Origin of the sequence: Prevotella sp. P4-67 (assembly GCF_002251325.1) — a bacterium.
In the GTDB taxonomy this organism is placed as follows: Bacteria; Bacteroidota; Bacteroidia; order Bacteroidales; family Bacteroidaceae; genus Prevotella.
Genome location: NZ_NPJL01000068.1, coordinates 67,986 through 91,736 on the forward strand (window position 1 = coordinate 67,986; position 23,751 = coordinate 91,736).

At 56.3% G+C, this 23,751-nt stretch carries 20 protein-coding genes; 8 read left to right on the forward strand and 12 right to left on the reverse strand.

Translation table 11 applies throughout. The features are described 5' to 3' along the window. Positions 1 to 4 precede the first annotated feature (4 nt). Both lgt and CIK92_RS12145 read left to right on the forward strand, forming a co-directional pair. A complete protein-coding gene (lgt, locus tag CIK92_RS12140; RefSeq protein ID WP_094389242.1) occupies positions 5 to 886 on the forward strand; it encodes a prolipoprotein diacylglyceryl transferase in 882 nt (293 codons plus the stop codon). Positions 887 to 1,137: 251 nt separating this feature from the next. Beyond that, positions 1,138 to 2,850 (forward strand): SUMF1/EgtB/PvdO family nonheme iron enzyme, encoded by a 1,713-nt coding sequence (locus CIK92_RS12145; protein WP_094389243.1) that lies wholly within the window; start codon positions 1,138 to 1,140, stop codon positions 2,848 to 2,850. A gap of 180 nt (positions 2,851 to 3,030) precedes the next feature. Here CIK92_RS12145 and CIK92_RS12150 read toward each other — a convergent pair whose 3' ends face one another. Continuing rightward, positions 3,031 to 3,750: a hypothetical protein gene (locus CIK92_RS12150; RefSeq protein ID WP_144289427.1), complete on the reverse strand. Its 720-nt coding sequence runs from the start codon at positions 3,748 to 3,750 to the stop codon at positions 3,031 to 3,033. Between the two features lie 384 nt (positions 3,751 to 4,134). On the opposite strand from CIK92_RS12150, the gene CIK92_RS14220 reads away from it, so the two are divergent. Next, complete coding sequence (locus CIK92_RS14220; protein WP_256387339.1) at positions 4,135 to 4,266, forward strand: hypothetical protein; 132 nt, start codon at positions 4,135 to 4,137, stop codon at positions 4,264 to 4,266. A gap of 109 nt (positions 4,267 to 4,375) precedes the next feature. Here CIK92_RS14220 and mutS read toward each other — a convergent pair whose 3' ends face one another. From mutS to CIK92_RS12170, 4 genes are read right to left on the reverse strand one after another with little or no spacing between them, the layout of a single operon-like run. Next, positions 4,376 to 7,039 carry a DNA mismatch repair protein MutS gene (gene mutS, locus CIK92_RS12155; protein WP_094389245.1) on the reverse strand — a complete coding sequence of 888 codons (2,664 nt, stop codon included), beginning with the start codon at positions 7,037 to 7,039 and terminating at the stop codon, positions 4,376 to 4,378. 5 nt (positions 7,040 to 7,044) lie between these two features. Then, a complete protein-coding gene (locus CIK92_RS12160) occupies positions 7,045 to 7,854 on the reverse strand; it encodes a DUF3108 domain-containing protein (RefSeq protein ID WP_094389246.1) in 810 nt (269 codons plus the stop codon). A gap of 7 nt (positions 7,855 to 7,861) precedes the next feature. Then, complete coding sequence (locus CIK92_RS12165; protein WP_094389247.1) at positions 7,862 to 9,826, reverse strand: Ig-like domain-containing protein; 1,965 nt, start codon at positions 9,824 to 9,826, stop codon at positions 7,862 to 7,864. Continuing rightward, positions 9,816 to 11,351: a GH3 auxin-responsive promoter family protein gene (locus CIK92_RS12170; protein ID WP_094389248.1), complete on the reverse strand. Its 1,536-nt coding sequence runs from the start codon at positions 11,349 to 11,351 to the stop codon at positions 9,816 to 9,818. Before CIK92_RS12170 ends, CIK92_RS12165 begins: the two co-directional genes overlap by 11 nt. Before the next feature lie 272 nt (positions 11,352 to 11,623). Between CIK92_RS12170 and CIK92_RS12175 the strand changes: the two genes are divergently transcribed. Beyond that, a complete protein-coding gene (locus CIK92_RS12175) occupies positions 11,624 to 11,845 on the forward strand; it encodes a hypothetical protein (RefSeq protein WP_094389249.1) in 222 nt (73 codons plus the stop codon). Positions 11,846 to 11,938: 93 nt separating this feature from the next. Here the strand turns inward: CIK92_RS12175 and rnc are convergent, their stop codons facing one another. Genes rnc through CIK92_RS12190 form a run of 3 tightly spaced genes read right to left on the reverse strand, consistent with a single transcriptional unit; the run spans position 11,939 to position 14,453 of the window. Beyond that, positions 11,939 to 12,964 (reverse strand): ribonuclease III, encoded by a 1,026-nt coding sequence (gene rnc / locus CIK92_RS12180; protein WP_094389250.1) that lies wholly within the window; start codon positions 12,962 to 12,964, stop codon positions 11,939 to 11,941. After that, complete coding sequence (fabF, locus tag CIK92_RS12185; protein ID WP_094389251.1) at positions 12,954 to 14,216, reverse strand: beta-ketoacyl-ACP synthase II; 1,263 nt, start codon at positions 14,214 to 14,216, stop codon at positions 12,954 to 12,956. Before fabF ends, rnc begins: the two co-directional genes overlap by 11 nt. Continuing rightward, entirely contained in the window at positions 14,217 to 14,453 is a 237-nt protein-coding gene (locus tag CIK92_RS12190) for an acyl carrier protein (protein ID WP_022310954.1), read from the reverse strand. Positions 14,454 to 14,645: 192 nt separating this feature from the next. Between CIK92_RS12190 and CIK92_RS12195 the strand changes: the two genes are divergently transcribed. The 3 genes from CIK92_RS12195 (at position 14,646) to CIK92_RS12205 (ending at position 16,909) form a co-directional block, all read left to right on the forward strand. Next, complete coding sequence (locus CIK92_RS12195; protein ID WP_094387563.1) at positions 14,646 to 14,987, forward strand: hypothetical protein; 342 nt, start codon at positions 14,646 to 14,648, stop codon at positions 14,985 to 14,987. Positions 14,988 to 15,254: 267 nt separating this feature from the next. Then, positions 15,255 to 15,863 (forward strand): DUF4254 domain-containing protein, encoded by a 609-nt coding sequence (locus CIK92_RS12200; RefSeq protein WP_022310953.1) that lies wholly within the window; start codon positions 15,255 to 15,257, stop codon positions 15,861 to 15,863. Further along, positions 15,860 to 16,909 carry a glycosyltransferase family 9 protein gene (locus CIK92_RS12205; RefSeq protein WP_022310952.1) on the forward strand — a complete coding sequence of 350 codons (1,050 nt, stop codon included), beginning with the start codon at positions 15,860 to 15,862 and terminating at the stop codon, positions 16,907 to 16,909. Before CIK92_RS12200 ends, CIK92_RS12205 begins: the two co-directional genes overlap by 4 nt. A 434-nt stretch (positions 16,910 to 17,343) precedes the next feature. Here the strand turns inward: CIK92_RS12205 and CIK92_RS13850 are convergent, their stop codons facing one another. Beyond that, positions 17,344 to 17,517 (reverse strand): hypothetical protein, encoded by a 174-nt coding sequence (locus tag CIK92_RS13850; RefSeq protein ID WP_158214794.1) that lies wholly within the window; start codon positions 17,515 to 17,517, stop codon positions 17,344 to 17,346. A 451-nt stretch (positions 17,518 to 17,968) separates the two neighbouring features. On the opposite strand from CIK92_RS13850, the gene CIK92_RS12215 reads away from it, so the two are divergent. Continuing rightward, positions 17,969 to 20,626 (forward strand): ATP-binding protein, encoded by a 2,658-nt coding sequence (locus CIK92_RS12215; RefSeq protein ID WP_158214795.1) that lies wholly within the window; start codon positions 17,969 to 17,971, stop codon positions 20,624 to 20,626. Positions 20,627 to 20,705: 79 nt separating this feature from the next. Here the strand turns inward: CIK92_RS12215 and CIK92_RS12220 are convergent, their stop codons facing one another. From CIK92_RS12220 to CIK92_RS12230, 3 genes are read right to left on the reverse strand one after another with little or no spacing between them, the layout of a single operon-like run. After that, positions 20,706 to 22,001, reverse strand: coding sequence for a histidine-type phosphatase (locus CIK92_RS12220; protein WP_094389254.1), 1,296 nt, complete (start codon positions 21,999 to 22,001; stop codon positions 20,706 to 20,708). Positions 22,002 to 22,013: 12 nt separating this feature from the next. Beyond that, positions 22,014 to 22,655 carry an HAD family hydrolase gene (locus CIK92_RS12225; protein WP_094389255.1) on the reverse strand — a complete coding sequence of 214 codons (642 nt, stop codon included), beginning with the start codon at positions 22,653 to 22,655 and terminating at the stop codon, positions 22,014 to 22,016. After that, positions 22,630 to 23,655 carry a C1 family peptidase gene (locus CIK92_RS12230; protein WP_254046089.1) on the reverse strand — a complete coding sequence of 342 codons (1,026 nt, stop codon included), beginning with the start codon at positions 23,653 to 23,655 and terminating at the stop codon, positions 22,630 to 22,632. The genes CIK92_RS12225 and CIK92_RS12230 overlap by 26 nt, the downstream gene beginning before the upstream one ends. Positions 23,656 to 23,751: the final 96 nt, after the last annotated feature.

Genomic DNA, 23,751 nt, shown 5'->3' on the forward strand with positions numbered 1-23,751 from the left:
AGCTATGACAAGTCTGCTCAACTTTATCCTCTGGAACCCCGATACGACAGCGCTGCATCTCGGGCCGTTTGATGTGCGCTGGTACGGACTGTGCTGGCTTACCGGACTGGCCCTCGCCTACTTCCTCGTGAGATGGCTCTACCACGACCAGCGCGTCAAGGACGAGTATTTTGACCCACTCTTCCTCTATTGCTTTGTGGGTATCATCATGGGAGCTCGTCTTGGTCACTGTATCTTCTACGAACCCCACTATTTCCTTTCCTCTTGGCAGCACGTGATAGAGATGTTGCTGCCCATCAAGTTTGTCGATGGCGCTCCCCTCGCCCATGGCGGCATGCTCTACAGCCTCACCGGCGGCACCGTCATCTTCACGGGCTACGAGGGACTGGCTTCCCACGGAGGCACGCTGGGACTGATGCTGGCGCTGTGGTGCTACTACCGTCGCACCCACATGAACCTGTGGCAGGTGCTCGACGACATAGCCATAGCCACCCCCATCACCGCCTGCTTCATACGCCTGGGCAACCTGATGAACTCAGAGATAGTCGGCAAGGTTACCGATGTGCCCTGGGCGTTCATCTTTGAGCGCGTAGACCAGATGCCCCGCCACCCCGGACAGCTCTATGAGGCCATCGCCTACTTCCTCTTCTTCTTTGTGGGATGGCATTTCTACAAGAAGCACAAAGAGTGGGCAGGCACGGGCTTCTTCTTCGGACTCTGTCTGACGCTTATCTTCACGTTCCGCTTTGTGATAGAGTATACCAAGGATGTGCAAGAGGCTTTCGAGCACGACATGCTGTTCAATATGGGCCAGCTGCTCTCTGTGCCATTCATCATCATAGGCATCGTGTGCATGCGCCGCGCTCTGCGCAAGGCACGGCAGTAAGCCGGCAGCCATCAGCCCACTGATATAAGTACCCCGTCGCCGCGGTTATCTTGTTACCAGGATAGCCGCGGCGATTTTCATTTTCATCGTGATGGAAGCTAATGACTCTCACCATGTCAGAAAAAACGGAAAAAAGGCTGTCGGTATTCAAAAAAGATGTACCTTTGCATAAGATAGGCTGCACCTCAGCCATTAAGCAGGCTTATGGCCTTCGGTTTGGACTATCTATATTACTATAACTTAAAACACGTATGAAACAATGTATTCTCATCATGCTGGCACTGGCATGGACCATCAGTATGGATGCGCAGGGCATTATCCGACAGCAGACTCAGGTGAAGAAGCCAAAGGACAAGACTGAGCATACCGCCAAGGCTAAAGCCAAGACAGCCCCCAAGCCCAAGAAACGGGTAGAGCGAAAGGTGGAACCTAAGCCCGAGCCCAAGGAGCCTGTTGAAGTAAAGAACCAGGTGACAAAGAGGGAAGACCCGCCCCCAGTGGAGATGACTCCCACCCAGGTAATAGAGAAGCTGATAGCCGACATGGTGTATATCCCTGGCGGAACGTTCACTATGTACGACCGCAACTTCTATCCTGGTTATACCGGCCATTGTCCGGCAGCCTATAGCGCCACGGTGGCCGGTTACTATCTGTGTCGGTACGAGGTGACGCAGCAGTTGTGGCAGGCCGTGATGGGCTCCAATCCCTCGCAGCATACTGTGGGCAATCGGCCCGTAGAGGGTTTTTATTGGGACGAGGCCCAGCTGTTCATCTATCGCCTCAACCAGATAACTGGACTCAAGTTCCGTTTGCCTACCGAGGAGGAATGGCAGTGGGCTTACGATGAGGGCAAATCGCCGCGCCGTTATAAGTACAGTGGCAGCGATGACGCCAAGGAGGTAGGGTGGATCTACTGGAACAGCGACCTCCGTGCGCACGCGGTAGGTATGCTCAAGCCCAATGCCCTGGGTCTCTACGACATGACGGGCAACGTAAGTGAACTCTGTGCAAATCAGGGTGGTGCAGAGTATCTGGATGCTAAATCGCAGAAGGACTACCGCGTGGACCGTGGCTGTTTCTACGACATTACTGACCTGGGCAGTTACGAGCGTACAGGCTTCTACATCGGGGACAATACCAGACGTCCTACCAGAACAGGCATCCGCCTGGCTCTAAGCCAGTTGCCTAAGTCTGTCAGCATCCATCTGGACAAATCCCCGCAGCCATCATCCCGCAGCGAGCTGATAGCTAAGTTGGTCAACGACATGGTACAGGTACCCGCAGGTACCTTTACTATGGGTTTTGTCTTTCCCGAACTACGTCAGTACTATATACCGCCAAAGGAGATGGCTCCCCACCAGGTAACGTTAGACAGTTACTATCTGTGTAAGTACGAAGTAACCCAGGCATTGTGGCAAGCTATAATGGGCGTGAACCCTTCGGAGAACCAAGACGATGCTAACCAGCCTGTAACTAATGTAGGCTGTAGCGACATCAAGCTGTTTATCAGTAAGCTCAATGCCCTTAGCGGTCAGCAGTTCCGTCTGCCCACCGAGGCAGAGTGGGAGTATGCGTGTATAGGTGGTCGGGGCGAGCCTGTAGAGCGTTATAGCGGACACGAACAGGTTGACGGATCTGCCAAAGTGGTTGCCTTGTGGGGCGACGACCTACGCCATCCTCAGGCTGTGGGTCAGCTCATTCCCAATGTACTGGGCCTGTACGACATGACGGGCAATGTTGATGAGATATGCAGTGATATATGGCACACATCGCACAGCAAGAAGGCTCAAGTTAATCCACAGGGCCCTAATCCATCGCCCTGCGTCAGCAATAAGCCCGACCATAGGCATGTAGTACGTGGCGGAAACTTCAGGTGTCTCAGATGGTATAATGGCCGTGACTATTGCGCTCAGGCCAATAATCTGACAGGATTGCGGCTGGCTGCCTCGCATATACAGCGATGACGGGCCGCGCAATATATGCCAAAAATCCCATACCTTACTTCCAAGGTATGGGATTTTGGCGTATATGGGGGAGCCGATAGTTACTTCCCCTTGAGTATCTTCTTGATTTCGTTGAGCTTGTTGAGCGCCTCGGCAAGGGCAGGCTGCCGATGTGGGGCCCCCGTGGCTCGTTGCAGCAGCCTATCTGCCAAGACAGAGAGCGACGCTTACGTTTATCTGCTCACGGTGTTTGGCTCCGAGAGGGTCGGTAAAGTCCAGAGTGGCGTTAACGGCATAGTAAGGAGACTTGCCATCCTTGCCCCACTCCAGCTGAGCGGCGGGAGTGGTTCCGCCAGCATAGACGCGAGGACTCTTGACATCGACAGGCATGCCCTGCACGCTGTAAGGCACCAGTTCGTAAGCCACAGAGCGGTAACCACCCGTCTGGCGGTCGCGCTGCAGGGTGGCACGCAGCAGCAGATGGACATCATAGCCGTCGGCCGACGAGCCTACCAGATATTCCACCGTGCGGGTGCCCTTTTCTGTCTTGTCGCTCCACGTAGTGAGCGTCTTCGTGACGAGGGTCGTCCACCCCACGCGAGGCACCACGCCATCGTGGCGGTCCATAGCCTCGCGTATATATTTGCGTGCCTGGCCCATCACCTTCTCCACCATCTGTGGCGTCACCTTATAGCCCTTGAGCATCGAGTAGTCTACCGTGCAGAGGCGGTTGAGCGCCACAAGCGTGTCATACTGCGCCGGCGTCACCTTGTTGAGCAGCCACCGTGGGGGCATCTTGCCCTTGGGCACAGTCGACTCCACTCTGGGAGTCACCTTTTTCTTACACTGCTGCGCCGCAGCATCGTTTGCCCACGCCATAGCGGCAATGGCAAACAGCAAACACAAAATCGACTTTTTCATTGTTGTTTCAGTTTTAAGGGTGAATATTAGGATAACCTTTCCAATGACTTCCATGCCCCGCGCTTCATGGTCTGCGGGGCGCGCCATGACAGACGGCGCCGGCGTAAGGGCTTTGGCCCGCGTGCTGACCACCGCTGGCGGCTCGTGCCTTACGTCACGTGCTCTCGTATCATTTGTTACGAGTGCTCGTATCAATAGGCACGTGGCCTCGTATCATACGTCACGAGCCAGCCGAGTCCATCTCCGTCTCGGCATCGGTAACGACTAACCCGATGAAGATGATGACATTTGTAAAGTAAGTGGTTAACAGCGACACCACCAAACCAATTAAGTGAAATAGAGTTAACGGGAACGTAAAAGGTAGTTAACCAGAAGCCGACAGACATGGTCTCCAGCCGCGCCAAGACGCCCTCGGGCGCAGCAGAGGCCATTCCCATGCCCACCGAGATGGATAGCAGAGCTGTGGAGATAGAGAGAAGGGAATGTGGCGATGGCGGGCAGAGCAGTGGAGAATGAGAGAAGGGATGGGGCGATGGTGGGCAGAGCTGCGGAGACAGCGAGCCATCGGGAGAGGGGCAGAAAAGAGGCAGCGCCTGTAAGCACTGCCTTTCTGGATGGGGCAAATCTACTTGCCCTTGAGTATCTTCTTGATTTCGTTGAGCTTGTTGAGCGCCTCGACGGGCGTAAGGTTGTTGATGTCGAGCCCCAGTATCTCGTCGCGGATTTGCGAGAGCACCGGGTCGTCGAGCTGGAAGAAGCTGAGCTGCATGCCCTCGCGGTCGTCGCCTATGTGCTTGATGGCGGCGGCATCGGCGTTGCCCACGCTTGCCCCGTCGGCTTCGAGCTGCTTGAGGATAACCTTGGCGCGGCGCACGATGCTCTTGGGCATGCCGGCTATCTCTGCCACATGGATACCGAAGGAGTGCTCGCTGCCACCGGGCACGAGCTTGCGCAGGAAGATAACCTTGTCGCCGACCTCCTTGACGCTTACATTGTAGTTGCGTATGGCGGGGAGCTGGCGCTCCATCTCGTTGAGCTCATGATAATGGGTGGCAAAGAGCGTGCGGGGGCGTCCCTTGGCATTCTGGTTGAGGTACTCGACGATGGCCCAGGCTATGCTGATGCCGTCGTAGGTAGAGGTGCCACGCCCCAGTTCGTCGAAGAGCACCAGCGAGCGCTCGGTGACATTGTTGAGTATGTTGGCAGCCTCGGTCATTTCGACCATAAAAGTGGACTCGCCGAGCGAAATATTGTCTGACGCACCCACTCGGGTGAAAATTTTGTCCACCAAGCCTATTTTCGCGCTCTCTGCGGGCACGTAGCATCCCACCTGGGCCAACAGTACTATGAGGGCGGTTTGACGCAGCAGAGCGCTTTTTCCAGCCATATTGGGTCCGGTGATGATGATTATCTGCTGCTTGTCGTCGTCGAGATAGATATCGTTGGGCACGAAGCGCTCGCCCACGGGCAGTTGCTGCTCAATCACGGGGTGTCGGCCCTGGCGTATGTCGAGCTCCAGGCTGTCGTCGACCACCGGGCGCACGTAGTGGTTGTCTTCGGCCACCTTGGCAAAGCCCATGAGGCAGTCGAGCTGGGCGATGAGGTTGGCGTTGATCTGTATCTGGGGGATGAACTCCTGCATGGCCGAGATGAGCTCGGCGAAGAGCTGCTGCTCGAGGGCGAGAATCTTCTCGTCGGCGCCCAGAATCTTCTCTTCGTACTCCTTGAGCTCCTGGGTAATGTAGCGCTCAGCCTGTGCCAGCGTCTGCTTGCGCACCCACTCGGCAGGCACGCGGTCCTTGAAGGTGTTGCGCACCTCGAGGTAGTAGCCGAACACATTGTTGTAGCCCACCTTGAGCGAGGTGATGCCCGTCTGCTCAATCTCGCGCTCCTGAATCTGCATGAGATACTCCTTGCCGTTGTGCGATATGTTGCGCAGGTCGTCGAGCTCGGCGCTGTAGCCAGTGGCTATCACGTCGCCCTTGGCCACGAGCTGTGGCGGGTCGGGCTGTATCTCGCTCTCTATGCGCTGTCGCAGGCTCTCGCAGAGATTGAGCTGCTCGCCGATGCGCTGCAGGGTGACATTGTCGGAGTGGGAGCAGGCGTCCTTGATGGGCTCTATCGCCACGAGGGCGTGCTTGAGCTGGACCACCTCGCGGGGCGACACGCGGCCCACTGCCACCTTGGAGACGATGCGCTCGAGGTCGCCTATGCGATGGAGCTGGTCATTGACCAGCATGCGGAAGTCGGGGGAACGGAAGAAGCAGTCGACCATGTCGAGCCGCTTGCGTATGGGGTCGATATTGCGGAGCGGGAAGACCAGCCAGCGTCGCAGCATGCGGCTGCCCATAGGGGTGACGGTGCGGTCGATGACATCGAGCAGCGAACGCCCGTCTTCCTGCATGGGCTGGAGCAGTTCGAGCGAGCGTATGGTGAAGCCGTCGAGGCGCACATACTTCTCTTCCTCGAGGCGGGCCAGAGAGGTGATGTGGCCGATATGGGTGTGCTGGGTAATCTCGAGATACTGCATGATGGCTCCGGCGGCTATGACGCCGTTGTGGAGATGGTCTACGCCAAATCCCTTGAGCGACTTGGTGGCAAAATGGCCCAGGAGCTTCTGCCGGGCAGTCTGCTCGGTAAACACCCAGTCGTCGAGCTCGAAGACGCAGTAGCGGTTGCCAAACCGGGTCTCGAAGTCGGTCTTGCGGGCGCGGTCGTAGAGCACCTCCTTGGGCTGGAAGTTGCCCAAGAGCTTCTCTACATAGTCATAATTGCCCTCGCCGGTAAGGAACTCGCCGGTAGAGATGTCGAGAAAGCTGACTCCACATGATGTCTTGCCGAAGTGGACTGCAGCCAGGAAGTTGTTTTCACGATAGTTGAGCACGTTGTCGCCCATCGCCACACCTGGGGTGACGAGCTCGGTGATGCCACGCTTCACCATCTTGTCCATCTCGGTGAGCCCCTTCTTTCCCTTGAGCTGTTCGCGCTTCTTCTTGGGGTCTTCGAGCTGGTCGCAGATGGCCACACGCTTGCCGGCTCGGATGAGTTTGGGCAGATAGGTATCGAGGGCATGATGGGGGAAGCCCGCCATCTCCATGCTGCCAGACTGGCCGCCGTTGTTGCGGCGCGTGAGGGTGATGCCCAGTATGCGCGAGGCGGTGACGGCGTCTTCGCAGTAAGTCTCGTAGAAGTCGCCGCAGCGGAAGAGCATCAGCGCCTCAGGGTGCTTGGCCTTGAGGGAGAAGAACTGCTTCATCATCGGGGTGAGCCCCTTGTCGTCTTTTGCCATAGCGGTTATCTTACGACTGAGGTGACCGGATTGCGCAGTCCCTTCATACTCACGAGGAACGCCTTGGCTGCACCGAACTTGAGAAACATGTCGAGGCGCACGGGGATGTGGTTCTTGTCATCGGAGACATAGAAGTCTACGATGCGCTTGTACTTGCCGTCTTCCTTCTCGAGGTAAGAGAGCTTGAGGCAGCGGTATTTGACACCGTTGTCGGCCTTGATTTTGACCTTGCCCGAATAGCGCAGACGCGCGGGGCTGATGTTCTTGCCGTCGGCAATGGGGAAATCTATCTCGTGGCCAGACTTCCAGCCCTCGGGATTGAACGAGCGGGCACGCAGGAAGATATTGAGCATGTCGTAGACACAGTGAGAGACGGTGCGGTGGGCCCAGAGGTGCTCGCCACTGCTGGTGAGCTGGTGCTGGCGCAGCTTGACCTTTCCGTCGTGGTAGGAGTAGAAGACCTCATCGACGCCATAGCGCTTGCCCTCGCGGGCTCCCTTGCGGAAGTAGAGGGGCTCCATGTCGAGCGAACTGTAGCAGAGAAGCGTGTCGCGGAGCACAAACATCTGGTCGACACGGTTGTTGCCACGCGTAGTGAGGCTGGCACGATAGGCGGGGTGGCCGTTGTAGCGGCTCTGGACGGTAGACATCGAGGCGTTGCCGGCCTTGACCCATACAAACTGCCAGTTGTAGTAGAGGTTGTAGGTGAGGAACTCACCCGACTTGAAGGCGTCGTTGTGGAAGGCACACTGGGCATGGGCTGCTACAGCCATGACCATCATCAGTGATGCCATAAGGATTCTATACTTTTTCATATCGTTATCACATATTGGGATTATAGGGTATGCCCATATTCTTGGCACGCTGGGCATTGCGTCCTACGATTTTGCGGCGGGTCTCGCTGCGCTGCTTGATGAGCTTGGCGGGCTTCTGGCGATAGAGCTCGCGCGCAGTGGGGTTCCAGGCTTGGGTGATGTCCCACTTGGCCTTGCAGACTATCTCTTCGGGATAGTAGTAGACCTCGTCGGGCTGCTGGAGGGTGGCGTAGTCGCCGGTGTCCCAGCGCCCGTTGGCGTTGGCATCGACTATCATGCGCAGATAGTAGGTATCGGGCTTGACATAGAAGAACTCGGCGGTGCCGGTGGTGGTGGTGACCTCCTTGACGGGAGCGTCCTGCATGTTGAGGAGCTGGCAGATGACGCTGCGGCCCTCCATGCCTGCGATGTTGACGAAGAGCGAGCCGTAGTCGTCGAGCGAATGGACCTTGAAGCCTATCTTCTTGGACGTGGAGACACGCCCGTAGATGTCGGTGAAGGCGATGCTGTCGACCTCGAGGCTGTACTCGCGGTCGGGGCGCCACTCGCCCACTATCTCGTAGGTACGGGGCTCGCCCTGAACCTCTCTGAGCATGAAGCGCGACTGATACCAGGCGGTGTCGACCTTGGCGTAGAGATGGATGAGGCTGGTATCGATGCGGGCTACAGGCGCGGCGAGGGTGAAGCGGATGTTACGGTCGGGGTCGGTCTGCGATACGCTTTCATACTTGACCTCGAGGGCCTCGGGGGGCATCACCTCGAGATAGGGCTTGCCCCGCTTCTTGGCCTTGTCCTGCACCTTCTGCCAGTCGTCGCGCTTCTTCTGCTTGTCCTTGATGCGCTGGGCATAGGGGGTCTTGGCGAGCAGCTCGAGGGTATCGGTCTGGAGGGTGAGCACGCCGGTGGTGTCGGTCATCTGGTACTGGAGCTCCATGCGCAGGGTGTCCTGATTGACGAGAGCCGTGTCGCGTAGCCAGTAGGTGACGGTGTCGCGGCGCTCGCTGGCCTCGGTTATGAGCGAGTGGGTAGCGTCGAAATTGAGGCCACGCACGCGGGGCAGCAGGCTGTCGCCGTAGCTGAAGAAGAGGGTGAAACGGTCGGCCTGGGTACGGTCGGTCTTGACCAGATAGCGGTCGGTAAGGGTGGTGGTGAAGGCCCGGAGCACCAGGTCGTCGGGGAGGAAATGGGTGTAGCCGACCTGGATGATGGAGTCGATGTGGAGCGAGTCGCGCCAGATGGTATCCTGGCGGATGTCCTGCTTGAAGGTGGGCACCACAACTGCGGTGTCGAAGGCCATCTTCTCGCTCTTCTGGTTGTAAAGGAAGTTGCCGTCGGCGTCTTCGAGGGCGTAAACACGGTAGCTGCCGGGGGCTACACCCTTGACGACAAAGCGTCCGGTGGCGTCGGTGCGGGCCACGCGCGCCATAGGCAGCGTGGTGAAGGCGCTGTCGGCCAGATTGGCATAGAGGCCCACGAGGATGCCCTTGACGGGCTCGAGGTTCTGGGCATCGACCACATAGCCAGCGACCTCCATGGTGTCGATGGCCTCGCCGGTGGAGAAGCTGTAGGTGTAGTTGCCCAGAGGATTGTTCTCGGTAATGTCGGTGATGGCATCAGAGAAGTCTACGGTATAGGTGACATTGGGCTGGAGCGTGTCGCGGAGCTGTACCATGATGCGCTTGCCCTGGCTCTTGATGTCGGGCTGCTCCATCTGGGGCGGCGAGACGATGACCTTCTCCTGTGCGTTCTCTATCTGGATATACTCGTCGAAGTTGATGTATATCTTCTTGCTGCTGACATTGACCGACTTGTCGGCGGGGCTGGCAGAGAGTATGCGGGGCGGGGTCTCGTCGTACCATCCGCCGTCGGGCTGGCCCATGCGGGCACACGCCGCCATGACCGTCAGAAGCACTATGGCGACAACCGCGGCAAAGGCGCAGCGGCTGACAGGCGTAAACCTCTTATTTATCATTGTCGTTTGACTTGTTGTTACCGTTAAGTTGGAGCAGTTCGTCGAGATTTTTGCGGCTGTTGCTCAGACGGGGCACCTTGTGCTGTCCGCCCAGCTTGCCTTTGGCCTTGAGCCAGTCGTTGAAGAGTCCCTGGCGCGCCTCGATGACCTCGAGATGCTGGAGGGTGATGTCGTGGAAGCGCTTGGCCTCATAGTCGCTGTTGAGCTGCTGCAGACGCTCGTCGAGGGCATGGGCGAAATGGTCGAGGCTGTCGGGCTGACGGCTGAACTCGATGAGCCACTGGTGGCGGCACTTGGCACGGGCGTCCATATAGACTGGGGCGGCGGTATATTCGCTCACCTGGGCGCCAGTCTGCTCGCAGGCATACTGGAGGCCCTTCTCGGCATTGTCCATGATAAGCTCCTCGCCGAAGGCATTGATGAAATACTTGGTGCGGCCGGTGATGACAAACTTGTAAGGGCGTGTCGAGGTAAACTGGACGGTATCGCCGATGAGATAACGCCACAGTCCGCAGGAGGTGGAGATAAGCATGGCGTAGTTGCGGCCTACCTCTACCCCACTCAATGGCAGGACGGTGGGGCGGTCGGTGCCAAACTCGTCCATGGGGATAAACTCGTAATAGACTCCGTAGTCGAGCATGAGCAGCATCGATGGGTCGGAGGGGTCGTTCTGGATGCCAAAAAATCCCTCACTGGCGTTGTAGGTCTCCATATAGTGCATGCCGGGCGATGTGATAATCTGCTCGTACTGCTTGCGGTAAGGGGTAAAGGCTATGCCGCCATGGAAAAAGACCTCAAGGTTGGGCCAGACTTCGTTGATGTGCTGCTTGCCGGTGAGCTCGAGCACGCGCACCAGCACAGACATCATCCAGCTGGGCACGCCCGAAAGGTTGGTGACGTTCTTGTGCATCGTCTCGCGGGCGATGAGGTCGCGCTTCACCTCGAAGTCGGACAGCAGCGCCGTCTTCTTCTGGGGCACTCGCACGAGGTTGACCAGGGGGTTGATATTCTCAATCAGTATGGCGGAGAGGTCGCCCACGAGCGAGCCGCTGAGATTGTAGTTGGGTGAGTGGCTGCCTCCGAGTATCAGGCCCTTGCCGTCGAAGAGGCGGGAGTTGGGGTTGTTCTGGAGATACATAGCCACGACGTCGGTACCGCCCTGATAATGGACATTCTTGAGTCCGTCGGCAGAGACGGGGATGAACTTGCTCTTGTCGTTGGTGGTTCCTGATGACTTGGCATACCACTTGACGGTACCGGGCCACAGCACGTTCTTCTCACCATGACGCATACGGTCTATATCGCCTTTCAGCTCTTCGTAAGTATTGACGGGAATATTGGCGGCAAAATCTGTATAAGCTCTTATCTCATCGAAGTGATGGCTGGCGCCATATTCGGTATTCTTTCCCTTGGAGATAAGATATCTGAGTACACGTTCCTGCAGCTCGTCAGGAGTGGTAAAATGCTTCTCAAGACTCTTCTGTCGCGGCAAAAAAGCCATGCTTGCTATACGGGTTAAACTCATGTGTATGTAATTGCCAATTAATCATACAAAGTTAACCGATTTCTTTCACATAGCACAATTATTTACCATTTTTAATATAAAATAAACGTGGGGAAGTGAACAGGACAAGTGCCGTGAGTATCATGAAGAGAGACTGGATAGTCTGGAGGCTGCTCGCACTTTTATGAGGGACTTTGGAGCGCATCACCACACTTTTATGAGGGACTTTTTGATGTTTTGGCACACTTTTATGAGGGACTTTTATGGCTATTGCTACATTTTTATGAGGGACTTTGGGCGTGGGAGTCACCTCCATCTACGCCAATAGCCCCAGGACAGCGACGATTATCGTCTGTCCTGGGGCTATTGTCATTGGCTTCTGCCTGGGGGTGGCTGTCATCCTTTTTCTGGCAATCGGCTACTGTCTCGGGATGTCAATCTACAGCATCGAGATGACTGGCTACTGCATCGGGATGGCTGGCTACTGTCTCATGGAGATTAGCATCCCCTCGTGAGTAATTGATTTCAACCTTATGGTAATCAACTCTCCTCTATAAGTAATCGTTGTCCACCCTGTGACTGATGGCAGAAGTGGAGCGGGCACTCCCCTACTCTCCTCCGAAGGCTTCGGCTTCGGCGGCGGCTATTATCTCCTCGCGGCTCATGGCTCGCGCAGAGATGTCGCTCAAGTCAAACTCGTCGGAGTCATCGGCAGCCTCCTTGGCGGGCCGATCCTTGGAAACGGTTGGCTTTCTGGACTTTCGCTGACGAGGCTCGGCGGGGGCCGACTCGACGGCGATGATGAAATCCTGCTTCTCGGCGGTGTCGGGCACAGTCTCTACGGGCTCCTCTTCCATCTTGGTGCGATTGGTCTTGGCCGCAAAGATTTGGTCGATAAACTGAGGCTCACGGCGCAGCTTCTCGAGCGTGAGCTTGGAGGCTCGCTGCTGGCTCTCCTTCTTGCTGTAGCCCTGGCCGTTGCATCCGTTGACGCCCTCGATAACCACGCGGTAGTCAAACATAGGGCTACCGTTGCTGTCGACCTTCTGGCTGAGCAGTTCGAAACTCACGTTGACCCTGTTCTTCTGACTCCATTCGAGGAGCTTGCTCTTGAAGTTCACCTCTTTATAAGCCAGCTTGTCGATGTTAATCATCTTGCCGAGGATACGCTGTTGCATGAAGTCCATACATCCCTTGTAACCCTTGTCGAGATAGATGGCACCGACGAGTGCTTCAAAAGCGTTGCCGCCCAGATAGCTGTTGTGCGAGGCACTATGACCGTTGGAGAGGATGAGCTGATCGATGCCCATTTCTTGCGACAGCTTGTTGAGGGTGTCACGCTGAACGAGTTTGGAACGGGTATTGGTAAGAAATCCCTCGCGCTTGCCGGGGAAATGATGGTACACGATGTCGCCCACAATGGCATCGAGAATGGCATCGCCGAGAAACTCGAGCCGCTCGTTGTTGACGGGCTTGCCCTTGCTGTTGCGGTGCATGATGCTCTTGTGCATGAGCGCCATCTTGTAGTTGTCGATGTGGCGGGGATAAAAGCCGAGAATGGCGTATAAAGACGAATAAAGCTCCTTGTCCTTGCGGAAAGAGAGCTTTATTCGGTCAATTAAATTATTCAGCATATTTCTTGAAGATAACACAAGCGTTGTGGCCGCCAAATCCGAACGTATTGCTCAGAGCAGCACGTACCTCACGCTTCTGTGCCTTGTTGAACGTAAAGTTCAGCGAATAATCGAGTTCAGGATCTTCGTCGCCCTCCTCGTGATTGATGGTAGGAGGCACGATGTCGTTCATGACACTCAGTACACATGCCATAGCCTCTACAGCACCGGCAGCACCCAGCAAGTGACCCGTCATCGACTTGGTCGATGAGATGTTGAGCTTGAAGGCTGCATCGCCGAACACTTCCTTGATGGCTTTGGCTTCAGAGATATCTCCCACGTGGGTCGATGTACCGTGTACATTGATGTAGTCGATATCCTCGGGCTTCAGACCCGCATCTTCAAGAGCGGCTTCCATAACGAGCTTGGCGCCCAGTCCCTCGGGGTGCGATGCGGTGATATGATATGCGTCGGCGCTTTCGCCCTCGCCTACCATCTCAGCATATATCTTGGCACCACGGGCCTTGGCATGCTCCAGCTCCTCGAGTATGAGACAGCCGGCGCCCTCGCCCATCACAAATCCATCACGGCTGGCGCTGAACGGACGCGAAGCGTGCTCAGGGTCGTCGTTGCGGGTTGACAGCGCCTTCATGGCGTTGAAACCGCCTACACCGCAAGCGCAGATGGCGCTCTCGGCGCCGCCGCTTACTATCATATCGGCCTTACCCAGACGGATAAGGTTGAACGCATCAGCCAACGCGTTGGTCGAAGAAGCGCACGCTGATGTTGTGGTGTAGTTGGGACCGTGGAAACCGAAGTGGATAGAGATATGTCCTGATGCGATATCGGCTATCATCTTGGGGATGAAGAAAGGATTGAACTTAGGTCCATTCTCAGGGTGCTTACCATAGTAAGTCACCTCTTCTTCAAAAGTCTTGATACCACCGATACCCACACCAAATACTACTCCGATGCGGTTCTTGTTGGCAGTCTCAAGGTCAAGACCACAGTCCTTTACACCCTGCATGGCGGCGATAAGTGCCAGCTGGGTGTAACGGTCGAGCTTGCGGGCCTCCTTGCGGTCAATCCAATCATTGACGTTAAGGTTCTTTACCTCGCAAGCAAACTGGGTTTTGAACAGAGACGCGTCAAACTGTGTAATAGGTGCGGCGCCGCTTTTACCCTCGAGCATGGCAGCCCATGTCTCTTCGGGGGTGTTGCCCAATGGGGTAACGGCACCAAGACCTGTTACTACTACTCTCTTAAGCTCCATTTATTTTGCGTTCTCCTCGATGTACTTGATGGCGTCGCCTACAGTCTGGATGGTCTCAGCCTTGTCGTCGGGGATATTGATACCGAACTCCTTTTCAAATTCCATAATCAACTCAACGGTATCCAGAGAGTCGGCACCCAGGTCGTTGGTGAAGCTTGCTTCTGGAGTTACATTCTCTTCCTCAACACCGAGTTTGTCAACGATAATCTCTTTAACTTTGCTTTCAATTTCTGACATAATTGTAAAATTTAAATTGTTAAAAATACGTATTATTAAAAATTCTGGCTGCAAAGGAACACATTTTTTAGCATTCTGGCAAATTTTTTCGTATAAAAACGACATTCGCATGCACACTACCCCTATGTTTGTGCAATAAAATGGCTATTCTTTTGATAATTAACCACCTTTTGATGACACAAATCGGGCAAAATGAATTTGTTAAAAACGCGGGGAGATGACCTCCAGAAGAACGCAGACAAGTTCCAAAACGGCAACTTTCATCTTCATTACCAAGCCATAGCCCTTTATAACCAATATCTAAGGCCTTCGCGTGGGGCGGAAGCACCCCTACCCCAACCGGCCTTACCCTGGGCGGCAGACTATTACACCTTATATATATTATATAGGTGGATGGATGGAATATTTATGGCTGTGGAAATAATATATAGGTGCATGGATGAAATATATATGGCTATGGAAATAATATATAGGTGCATGGATAGAATATATATGGCTGTGGAAATAATATATAGGTGCATGGATAGAATATAAAGGCAGACGGACATAGTAGATGGGCTGTCGGGCAGCGCATCATGGGTGGACAGACGGCAGATATCCATTGACACATAAAGCATATATAGCGATACTTATGGCGTGATGGACGCCAGCATTGAGGTGGGGGCTTGGGCAAAAACGGGGGAAAAATATAAAAAGTCGGGGTTTTGCTTGGCGCTGTCTTCATTTTACATTATCTTTGCAAAATTAAGGTTTACGCCCCTAAACAACGATACAAGTATAATAACATAAACAACTAAAAACATGGCATCATTTACTGAGCAGTGCAATCACATCTTCAATCAAGCGATTAGTGATTACCACATTAAGAACGATGTAGATACACCCATTAATAACCCTTACGACCGCGAGTCTATCGACAACCGGCTCTATCTGAAGTGCTGGATAGACACAGTACAGTGGCATCTGGAAGACATTATCCGTGACCCCCACATTGACCCGATGGAAGCCCTGCAGCTGAAGCGCCGCATTGACCGCAGCAACCAGGACCGCACGGACCTGGTAGAGCAGATTGACTCTTATTTCCGTCAGCAGTACTCCGACGTGACCATAGCCCCCGACGCTACCATCAACACCGAGAGCCCTGCATGGGCCATCGACCGTCTGAGCATCCTCGCCCTCAAAATTTACCATATGCGCGAGCAGGCCGAGCGTACCGACGCCGACGCCGAGCACCGCGCCAAGTGTCAGGCCAAGCTCAACGTGCTGCTCGAACAGCAGGTAGACCTCGGCACTGCCATCAACCAGCTGCTCGACGACATCGCCGCCGGCCGCAAGTATATGAAGGTATATCGCCAGATGAAGATGTACAACGACCCATCAACCAATCCGATACTCTACGGCAAGAAGTGAAGACCGACCACATACTCATCATACGTCTCTCAGCGATGGGCGACGTGGCGATGACCGTGCCTATAGTCTATTCGCTCGCCACCCAGTACCCTCACACCCACATCACGGTGCTGAGCCGACCTTTCGCGCGCGCCTTCTTTGACGACCTCGCGCCCAATGTCGGGTTCATGGAAGCCTCGACCGAAGAGCTGCACAATCTGCATGGCCTCAACGGCCTCTACCGCCGACTTGTAGCCAAGCACTTCACCGCTGTCGCCGATTTCCACGACGTCTTGCGCACCAAGTATCTGCGTCTGCGCTTCTGCATGGGGCGTTTCCACGTGGCGCATATAGACAAGCACCGCCGCGGCAAGCGTCTGCTCACTCAGCAGGAGGGGAAACAGCGCGTGCAGCAGCCCACATCATTCCAGAACTACGCCGATGTGCTCGCCGAGTTGGGCTATCCCATCAAGCCCGACTTCACCTCCATCTATCCCGACGGCAAAGCGCCGGCGGCAGACCGTTCAGAGAGGGTAGGCGACAAGCCCGAGAACCAGCGCTGGATAGGCATAGCGCCCTTTGCAGCCCATCAGGGCAAGGTATATCCACTGGGACAGATGAAGCAGGTGGTCGCCCTGCTCACCGAGCAGCACCCCGACTACCGCATATTCCTCTTCGGAGGCGGAAAGACGGAGACCGAACAGCTCAACCACATCGCCGAGCAGACCCCCGGCTGCACCGTGGCATCGGCCGTGGTCAAGGGACTCCGCCAGGAGCTCGCGCTGATGAGCATGCTCGATGTGATGGTTTCGATGGACTCTGCCAACATGCACCTGGCTTCGCTCGTAGCCACCCCCGTGGTGAGCGTTTGGGGCGCCACCCATCCCTACGCCGGCTTCATGGGCTGGAGGCAGAGCGAGGACAACGCCGTGCAGTTCGACATGGACTGCCGTCCGTGCAGCATCTACGGCAACAAGCCCTGCATACACGGCAACTATCCCTGCATGAAGCAGATAGAGCCCGAAACCATCGTGGCGCGCATCGTGGCGACCGCAGAGCGCCGGTAGAGCTACTGTAGACTCAAGCAACAAGACATAAGACAAGCCCCTGCATCCATCCGACACGGCATGCAGGGGCTTGTTGCGTCTGGGTGCCTCGCCGGACAACACCTTATTATATATACGCGCGCCCGCAACGGGCGGGGTGGGGTGGGAGTGACGCCCGGCGTGTAGGAAAGGGTCGGTCGGCAAAGCCGGAGAGATGCTCAGGCAAGCGGAGAAGGTCGACCCGCAAAGCGGGAGTGACGCTCAGCGTGTAGGCAGAGCAGCTGCTGCAGCCGGAGAGACGCCAGGCAAGCGGAGAGAGGGCATCGGGCGGCTCGTAACGGAAGTCACGTGACCACGTTTCTTATGTCACGAGGCTGCGTACCATAAGGCACGAGCTCACGTATCGTATGTTACGAGCCAGCCAAGACGCCCTCGGTGCGAGCAAAAGGGTAGCTCTATGCTCTATCAAGGCACCCTCGGTGCGAGCAAATGGGAATTTCCATGCTGTTGGGGTGACCATCGGTGCGCGCAAAGGGTAGTTCTTGCTCTATCAAGGCACCCTCGGTGCGCTCAAAGGGTAGCTCTTGCTCTATCAAGGCACCCTCGGTGCGCGCAAGGGGAATTTCCATGCTGTTGGGGTGATGCTCGGTGCGAACAGAAGGGTAGACCCATGCGAGCAAAGGGTAGCTCAACTCCCCCAACCTTGATGGGCAAAAAAATCAGCCCCCCTTACCTTCGGTCGAAGGTAAAGAGGGCCTTTGCGTCATCTGATGGATTTTGTATAGGGTTATCTCACGATTGCCTGCAAAAATTTACGGATGTTGAAACCACATAAGGAAAGAGATTATCAATTACCTCTATGACCACTGTCATTACTCTGCTGCAAAGGTCGACAATTATTAACCAAACCACTGGTATATTTCGGACAATAAGTGGTATGTATCGGACATTTATAATAAATCTGCACCTTTTCGGTGTCAATTTGCGAAAAATCTAACGAAATGCTTGGTCATTTCACGATTTTTTCCGAATATTGCAGCAAGGAAGAGAATACTGTCATCTGATAACTCCATGACCTATATGCTACACACTCTGACCAGACTGCTATGGGCCACGGCACTCGCCTTTATCCTGACTTGCTGCCAACACGGCAGCCCGAGCGAGAGCGAGACCCAAAGTATACGCGACAGCCTTGCCACGCTGCGCCAGCAGGGCAAGAAGGAGCGCGACGCCAGCCGCTACGACGAGGCTCTCAGACTCCACATACGCGGACTCGACATGGCCCGCGCTGTGGGCGACAGCAGCGAGTGGATACAGGCGCTCAACAACATTGCCACCGACTACCGCCGCATGGGCATGCTCGACGTGGCGCAGAGCTACCACTACCAGGCGCTCACACTCTGCGACGAGTCGTCCGACACTACCTACCAGATGCGCAAGAACCGCGTGAAGGCGCTCAACGGACTGGGCAATATCTACCTCTCTATCTACAGTTACGACGACGCCGACAGCGTGTTCCGCCAGGCGCTCGAGGGCGAGCACCAGCTGGGCAGCGCCACGGGCCAGGCCATCAACTATGCCAACCTGGGCTCCATCTACAGTGCCCGCGGCGATGACGAGAAGGCTCTCGACTACTACCGCCAGTCCATGTTCTACAACAAGAAGGACAGCAATCTGCTGGGCATGGCTCTCTGCCACCTCTACTTCGGCAATATCTATGAGAGACGCCAGCAGTACGACCTCGCGCTGCGCGAATACGAACAGTCAGACCGCATGATGACCGACCTGAAAGACCTCTGGCACGCTCTCGAGCCGCGTCTGGCACTGGCTTCGGTCTATTATCACACCCACGAGGACGCCAAGGCACAGGCGCTGCTCGACAGGGCCGACGCCACGGCTCGCCAAATCAACTCGTGGGAGCATATCGTCGAGGTACACCATCTCTACTTCCAGCTCATGCAGCGCCAGGGCCGCTACCACGAGGCGCTCGACCACCATCTCATCGCCACCGCCTATCAGGACAGCATCCTGGACAACGAGAAGCTGGACCGCATACACAATATCGGCATCAACATCGAGCGCACGCGACAGCAGAAGATGGTCGACATGGCGCAGAACGAACTGCAGACCGAGAAGCGCATACGCCAGCAGAGCGCATGGCTCTTCGGACTCACGGTGATACTGCTCCTGGCGGTCATCAGCGCACTGCTCTACGTGCAGCGCATGCGCCACCGCAGCATGGAGATGATGAGAGAGGCCAGCAGGCTGCGCGAAGACTTCTTTACCAACATCACCCATGAGTTCCGGACGCCTCTGACGGTGATACTCGGACTGAGCCGCAAAATCAGGGAAAACACGGAGGTGCCACAGTCGGTCAGCGACAAGGCGTCGACCATAGAGCGGCAGGGCAACCGCCTGCTCACGCTCGTCACCCAACTGCTGGACATCAGCAAGGTCAAGTCGGTAATCGGCGAGCCCAACTGGCAGCACGGCAATATCTGCGCCCAGGTCGCCATGCTGCTCGAGACCTATATAGACTATGCCGCCAACCGCGGCGTGACGCTCAAGTATCATTACGACCAGGCCATCGAGATGGACTTTGTGCCCGATTACGTGAACAAGGTGATGAGCAACCTGGTGTCGAATGCACTGAAATTCACACCCAACGGGGGCACTATCAGCGTCAACCTCTATCAGCGCGGCGACCGGCTGCACATCGACGTGAGCGACACGGGTCATGGCATCAGCAGCGACAAGCTCGCCCATATCTTCGAGCCGTTCTACACCACCGGAGACACGGGCGAAGCCAAGGGAACGGGCATAGGACTGGCGCTGACACAAGAGATAATATCCCACCTCAACGGTACCATCACCGCCGAGAGCCAGGTGGGCAAGGGCACCACGTTCCACATCGTCATGCCGATACAGAACCGCTCTGCCGACCCGGTGACCGAGACCGAGATAGGCAACTCGGGCAAGCCCATCATCGTGGTGGCCGAAGACAATGCCGATGTGGCCGACCTGCTCTGCAGCCAGCTCGAACCCTTCTATGAAGTGGTGGCTGCGCGCGACGGCGTCGAGGCACTCAAGCGCGCCGGAGAGATAATTCCCGACCTCGTAATCACCGACGTGATGATGCCCAACATGGACGGCATGGCCCTCGCGCGCGCCATACGCGCCAACGACCTCACCGCCCACATACCCATCATCATGGTGACTGCCCGCGTGACCGAGCAAGACCGCATCGAGGGTATCAAGGCAGGTGCCGACGCCTATCTGGTCAAGCCCTTCAACACCGAAGAGCTGCTCACCCGCGTGGCCAAGCTGCTCGAACAGCGCATCATGCTCAGAGACAAGTATGCGCAGACCATCACCCAGGCTCCCGTGAGCGACGACGCCATCGAAGACCACTTCCTCGCCCGCGTGGAGCAGGTCATAGTGGCCCATATCAACAAGGGCGAAGACATCACCGTGACCATGGTGGCCGACGACCTCAACATCACCGCCCGACAGCTGCACCGCAAGGTGACGGGGCTCATCAACCAGTCGCCGGCGGCACTCATACGCATCACGCGCATCAACTGCGCCAAGACCATCATGGCTGCCAAGCCCGAGATGCCACTCAAGAGCGTGGCGCTGGCATGCGGCTTCACCGACTACTCACACTTTGCCAAGGTGTTCCGCACGGTGACGGGCATAAGTCCCACGGCGTGGACCGCCGAGCCAAAGGCGCAGTAGGACGGAGCCATAGACAGCAATCGCCGCCATGTCAGCAGAGACATAGCGGCGATTGGCGTTATCGGGGTGGGGTCGGGGATTACTTCTGGAGTGGCTGCGGCTTGTAGGAAGCGAGCTTGTCGAGATAGTAGCGGCGCACATCTCTCCAGTGGTAATAAGGCGCGCAGTCGGTAGAGATAGGCAGGCGCGCCTCGTCTTCATTGAGCAGTATCTTGACCAGCACGTCCTTGTCGTCTACAGAGCGTCGGTAGAATATCCACTGCACATTGCATGCCATGGGGAATATGCGGTAGTCGCACCATCCCACTGCGGGCAGCTGCTCGATGTCGCTCACGGGTCGTCCGTAGCCATTGAGGTCGAGCAGACATACCAGCGGCATCACCATCGTGTCGTGGCCGTAGCGCAGTGTGGCACCGGGGTGGGGCAGAGCTATGCAGCTGTCGGCCTGGGATATAATCTTGTGGAGCAGATTGCGCTGAGAGAAGGGCTGGTTGCCGCCATTGATGGTGCTGGGGCCATAGGTGAGATACCAGAAGGCATTGTTGCAGAGCCAGTGCTGGTAGAGTTCCTCGTCGGTGAAGATGTCGTAGAGCGAGAGTTGGTGGCGCAGCTCGGTACTCTGTACATTGCTTGCCAGCTTGAAGAGTCGGTCGGCCAGTTTGTCAGCTTTAGCCTTGCCGAGCCAGTTGGGGTCGCGGAAGAGCAGACTCAGCATATGGCTGTCGTCACGGTGGCGGCGCTTGAAGCTGTCGAGCAGCTCCTTGGTGCCACCCGCCATCTTCTGCTTGTAGAGCACCTTATCGTCCTGGTTCATGTAGTACATGTCGTGCTGGCTGGCGTCGTGGGTGATGTTGAGCTGGGGATTGAGTCTCACGAGTTCCTGCAGTGCGTTTTCCATCGACAGGATGCAGCGTATCACCACGGTGCTCTTGGCGTCTACATTGGTCTTGCCCTCAAAGACTTCGGGAAATCTCTCCCACATCCTTCGGGCTATCTGGCGGTGCTGCTCGGCTCCGCGCTGGGTGAGCTCGGCATCGCGGTGCATGGCTTCCTGACGTATGCGTGCCACCTTGTCGAGCACCTCACGTCCCTTGGCAGTAAGCTGGCCCAGGCTGTCGGCGCGCATGAGGGTAAGATAGGCACGGTCGTAGTCGGCAGTACCGATAAGGTAACGCGAACCGTGGCGTCCATAATGACTCAGATAGAAAGGCTTGTATCCCTTGGGCGCGGGGGTAAGCCGGCGTTGCGGACCGGGGTAAGCCAGATAGCCACTGGCCGATACGCGGGGGTTCTTCTTGATTTCCTGACGCGCGTTCTGCGCCTCTGCGCACACTGTCAGCGACAGCAGCGCTACGATAACTAAGAGTTTTCTCATATCTTGCTACATTTATACGATTACTTGATACAGGTCGGCGAAGTCGTCGATGACATGCTGCGCACCGCACGCCTCCATCTCCTCGCGCGAACCGTTGCCGTAGGTCACGGCGGTGGTGTGTACTCCGGCGTTGACGCCCATCTGTATGTCGTAGACGGCGTCGCCCACCATCATGGTCTCGTCGGGCGTCGCTCCCATGCGCTCCATAGTCTGGACGACCATGTCGGGTGCGGGCTTGGCATGCTCCACATCGTTGACGGTGACGATGTGGCTGAAGAGATGCTCTATCTGCATATCTCTAAGGAAGACCATGAGCGAGAAGCGCTGGCGCGAGGTGGCGATGGTCAGCGTGAGTCCGGCGTCATAGAGCTTCTGCAGCGTCTCCCTCACGTGGGGGAAGAGCTGGACCACTCCGGGCTGGTTGTCGCGTGCGAATATCTCCTGGTAGAGTCGGGCGCAGGCATCTCCGGTGGCGTCGGTCATAGGAATAAGCCGCGTGAAGGTTTCCTTGAGCGGCAGCCCTATCATGGCCCTTATCTCCTCGCGGCTGCGGGGCTCGAGGTGCATGGCCTCAATGGTCTTCATCATCGTCTGGGTGATGAGTGCCTCGGTGTCGGCTAAGGTGCCGTCAAAGTCGAATATGACAAGTTTCATTGTTGATTACTATTGCTATGGTTTTCATTCTGATATAGTCGCGGGAGATGTACATCATGCCTCCGAACGGATTGTCCGTGCCCCAGGAGTTCTTGGCGATGTAGTAGGGACGGCCCTGGCGGTCGTGGGCACGGCCTATGATGCACATGCAGTGGTCGTCGGTGGTCTGTCGGCGCTCAAACCAGCGCTGTCGCAACTGCTGGTCGTAGCGGGAAGAGTGGGGTAGGGTGGCAACACCACGGCTGAAGGAGAAACCGGGCTCAGAGATGTCGCCCTCCCAGCACACGGCGTAGCCCTGGTCGAGCGCCCGGTCTATGGCGTGCATCAGCGTGTCGAGGGGCACATTGAGGAAGCTGTCGCGGCGGTGGTTGTCGGGCAGCTCGAGCACCACCCTGCGTCCGAAGGGATGATGGGTGAAGCTGGTGAGAGCCTGGTAGTCTTGTGCATATACGCTTCGGGCAAACTCGCCGAAGCTGTATTGGGCATGGAGCATATAGACACGCTGGGGGAGAGCACCCATACGGCTGTCGAGCATATCGCCCACCTGCCGGCGCAAGTGGCTGAGAGACTGTGAACGGCGTGCCATCGCGTTGACACCACGTGCCAAGGCGTCATAGTTCACTCCCTCGGCGGGATAGCTGTCGTAGGGCGCGGCGCCATAGGTGTCGAGCAGACTCAGAGCCATACAGGCTGTGCCGCGCATCGTGATGGCGTGGCGCCTGCCACCGAGCATGGCCTCGGCAGCCCCTTCCTCTATATAGCGGCGCAACGGGAACGCCACAGAGAGATTGACGGAGTCGCCCTGGCTGAGCCGGTCGGTCTCAATGGTCGAGAGCATGGCATACATCCAGCACACGCTGCTCGCCCCCTGGTTCTTGACAGGTGTGGTGGCAAGCCGCAGCTCGTCGGTGAATTCACTGTCGGCTGCCGGGTTGGCTGGCCTCTCACAGGCCATCATCACCAGCGCCGCCAAGACTAAATGCGTTATTCGTATATACATTATTAATAAATATAGGAACAAAGTTACACAATAAATACAACATAAGCAGCGAAATAATCATGGAAATTGCTTGGCTAATAGAAAATAATGGCTTAA

Coding starts and splice junctions, on each gene's coding strand:
- CIK92_RS12230 (WP_254046089.1), bottom strand. CDS start 23,655: ATGTATATACGAATAACGCATTTAGTCTTGGCGGCGCTGGTGATGATG.
- CIK92_RS12170 (WP_094389248.1), bottom strand. CDS start 11,351: ATGAGTTTAACCCGTATAGCAAGCATGGCTTTTTTGCCGCGACAGAAG.
- CIK92_RS12215 (WP_158214795.1), top strand. CDS start 17,969: ATGCTACACACTCTGACCAGACTGCTATGGGCCACGGCACTCGCCTTT.
- CIK92_RS12195 (WP_094387563.1), top strand. CDS start 14,646: ATGAATTTGTTAAAAACGCGGGGAGATGACCTCCAGAAGAACGCAGAC.
- CIK92_RS12225 (WP_094389255.1), bottom strand. CDS start 22,655: ATGAAACTTGTCATATTCGACTTTGACGGCACCTTAGCCGACACCGAG.
- CIK92_RS12150 (WP_144289427.1), bottom strand. CDS start 3,750: ATGAAAAAGTCGATTTTGTGTTTGCTGTTTGCCATTGCCGCTATGGCG.
- CIK92_RS13850 (WP_158214794.1), bottom strand. CDS start 17,517: ATGGAAATTCCCCTTGCGCGCACCGAGGGTGCCTTGATAGAGCAAGAG.
- CIK92_RS12200 (WP_022310953.1), top strand. CDS start 15,255: ATGGCATCATTTACTGAGCAGTGCAATCACATCTTCAATCAAGCGATT.
- CIK92_RS14220 (WP_256387339.1), top strand. CDS start 4,135: ATGGTCTCCAGCCGCGCCAAGACGCCCTCGGGCGCAGCAGAGGCCATT.
- CIK92_RS12160 (WP_094389246.1), bottom strand. CDS start 7,854: ATGAAAAAGTATAGAATCCTTATGGCATCACTGATGATGGTCATGGCT.
- rnc (WP_094389250.1), bottom strand. CDS start 12,964: ATGCTGAATAATTTAATTGACCGAATAAAGCTCTCTTTCCGCAAGGAC.
- mutS (WP_094389245.1), bottom strand. CDS start 7,039: ATGGCAAAAGACGACAAGGGGCTCACCCCGATGATGAAGCAGTTCTTC.
- CIK92_RS12165 (WP_094389247.1), bottom strand. CDS start 9,826: ATGATAAATAAGAGGTTTACGCCTGTCAGCCGCTGCGCCTTTGCCGCG.
- CIK92_RS12190 (WP_022310954.1), bottom strand. CDS start 14,453: ATGTCAGAAATTGAAAGCAAAGTTAAAGAGATTATCGTTGACAAACTC.
- CIK92_RS12220 (WP_094389254.1), bottom strand. CDS start 22,001: ATGAGAAAACTCTTAGTTATCGTAGCGCTGCTGTCGCTGACAGTGTGC.
- CIK92_RS12145 (WP_094389243.1), top strand. CDS start 1,138: ATGAAACAATGTATTCTCATCATGCTGGCACTGGCATGGACCATCAGT.
- lgt (WP_094389242.1), top strand. CDS start 5: ATGACAAGTCTGCTCAACTTTATCCTCTGGAACCCCGATACGACAGCG.
- fabF (WP_094389251.1), bottom strand. CDS start 14,216: ATGGAGCTTAAGAGAGTAGTAGTAACAGGTCTTGGTGCCGTTACCCCA.